Source organism: Streptococcus pseudopneumoniae, assembly GCF_001074975.1.
Lineage (GTDB): Bacteria > Bacillota > Bacilli > Lactobacillales > Streptococcaceae > Streptococcus > Streptococcus pseudopneumoniae_D.
In genome coordinates this window covers 1-1,966 of sequence record NZ_JUUO01000052.1, presented here as the reverse complement: position 1 = coordinate 1,966, position 1,966 = coordinate 1, and the positions used below count along the sequence as shown (strand labels likewise).

Annotated in this window: 1 protein-coding gene; it reads left to right on the top strand. The window is 43.0% G+C overall.

Annotated features, from left to right (window positions below):
- Window positions 1-112 precede the first annotated feature (112 nt).
- A partial coding sequence (locus tag ADI86_RS02425; RefSeq protein ID WP_049531649.1) for a hypothetical protein occupies window positions 113-1,966 on the top strand: 1,854 nt, incomplete at its 3' end.

Genomic DNA, 1,966 nt, shown 5'->3' with positions numbered 1-1,966 from the left:
AAAATCAGTACTATATGCCATAGCTTTATTATAACACGTATTTTATAAACTAAGCGACTATACTAGTCCGCTAGCATCGCAGGATAAGGAAAAGCCTACTAGTTCTATAAAAGTGGATACAGCTGTTGCAAGTCAGCTTGTGGTACAGTTAAAAGACCAGCTTCACGTCAAGGAAACTGCGAATACAGATCTTTTAGTCCGCGCCAAGGAAGAACTTGTCAAGGCTGAACAGACTCTTGCTAATTCAAAAGTGAGTCAAGAAGAAGTGGACGCTTTGGTAGCTCGCTTGACCAATGTTTTGGACCAACTACGAGCAGTGGAAACTCCTCAAGTCAAAGCAGATAAAAATGACGAAAGCAGACAGGAAGCAACTCCGGAAATCAAGCCAGAAGTAGCGAAGCTAACTCCAGAAATTTCAGCTAAGTCTGAGGAAACTTCAGAAAATACTAATGCTGAGCAACTGGAAAAAGCTAAAGCTAGTCTCAAATTGTCTATTGATCGTTTGGAGCAGACTATCGCCCAAACACCTAAGAATGACTTGACACGTGAAATCTTGGAGAAAGCTATCGCCCAAGTTGCAGTAGCCAAGTCTGCATTTGGTGGTGTAGAAGTTAGCCTTCGTGATGTTGAGGATATGAATCGTGTCATCAAACGTAACGAAAGCTCTGTTATGATTGCACGTAATCGTTTGACTTCTGGGCATAATGACGTCCGTAATCGCGCAGCTATCCCAGTCGGTACAAGATTTCGTGCTGATGAGGGAGTAAGTTATAACGATGCTGTCGGTCTCTACTTCACAAAGGAAGGAGATGGCTCAGGTTATCCAGCTGGTACCATGCTCTTTAGAGACCGTAACCAAAATACTGCTGATAACCAAAAAGTTAAGGATGTCAAGGATGTCGTTAAGGTTGATGTCACTAAAAACGGAGATATCTACGATTGGGTCATTGAGTTTGACCGTGATCCTGAAGGCCACAAAAATGCTCATGCTTGGTTTACCCTTCCAAAGGGTCATGAATTGGTAAACGACGGTTCGGCATCATTTAGTAGTTACTGGGGTGGTTCTGGTGGACAACGACGTATTGACACTCAAGGAAGATTACCACGAACCTTACTACAAATCTTTCAACAACAGCTTGCCGCTACGTCTAAGGTTATTAACATTGGTACCCCTGATGGAGATATCGAGACTGCTCAGGGCAAAAAGACGAAAGGTGGTTTCTGGAGTGGTTCCGATGGAGTTGTTAACACATTAGAAGAAATTATCGCAAATCCTAATACACCATACTGGCATCGTACAGGTGGTGCTCGTACGACTACGGAGAAGGATGTTCTGGTATCAGACTATTTGAAGGATTGGTTGATCCAGCATACGGAAAAAGTCTACCATTTTGAAATCGATTATCGTAGTAAATTGAAGGAAAGTACATCAAACTATATCTTTCGTTTCAAAACCAAGGCTGCTGAGGGGACTCCGCTCTTTTATGCAGCAGGGCTGCGCTCCTATGAGTTCAACACCCACCGAAATGATATGCAATGGTATGGTTTGCCATCTCCTAAGGTGACGGGGGCTGATCAAACTATCGAAAAAGGCAAGAAGATCACTCTCGAATTCACAACTACAGATAAGCTAGCAGGATTTTCGAATGCTGATCCAAAACTCGGTTATGATCCTGCTACTTCTATCACCTTAGAGGATAGTAAGCTCAAGCTTGAAAATCAAGAAGTTAAAGTTCAAAAAGTGAGTGACCATGAGCACAAGCTTATTATCACAGGTCGTGTTGCTTCAGATCCTGGCGACTATAAGGTCAAGGTCAAGTCTGTCAATAACGTTGGACAAAGTGCGGTGCATACAGCCACCGTTAAAGTTACAGCTCCGAGCATAGATGCGGACAAGTACACACCAACACCTCAGGATCAAACAGTCAATGTTGGAGAAACACCAGATCCTAAGAAATCAATTGGT